Source organism: Rhodanobacter spathiphylli B39 (assembly GCF_000264295.1).
Taxonomy (GTDB): Bacteria; Pseudomonadota; Gammaproteobacteria; order Xanthomonadales; family Rhodanobacteraceae; genus Rhodanobacter; species Rhodanobacter spathiphylli.
This window is the reverse complement of the sequence record NZ_AJXT01000117.1, coordinates 1-236: the sequence shown is the minus strand read 5'-3', so window position 1 is coordinate 236 and position 236 is coordinate 1. Positions and strand designations below refer to the sequence as shown.

Sequence of the window (236 nt, the reverse complement as noted above, 5' to 3'; positions counted from 1 at the left end):
CCCGGGCAGGTCACGCCCACGCCGGTGAACGCCGTGATCACGTCATTCGCGTTGTAGCCCAGGTCGGTCGCCGCCGACTCCACGCCGCAGGCGCCGGAGTTGAAGGTGGAGGTCGCCGTCCAGTACGACTTGTTGGCCAGCGCGAAGGCCTGGAACGCCTTCTTCACGTCCCAGCCCGAGGTCTTGGCCAGCAGGCAGAATGCCTTGTTGTACACGCCGCTGGAGTAATGCACGTC

The 236-nt window shown here is 65.7% G+C and carries 1 protein-coding gene; it reads right to left on the bottom strand.

All coding sequences use genetic code 11. From position 1 onward, the window contains the following. Window positions 1-236 (bottom strand): M4 family metallopeptidase (locus UU7_RS17215; protein WP_007810848.1); only part of this gene is annotated, 236 nt, incomplete at both ends.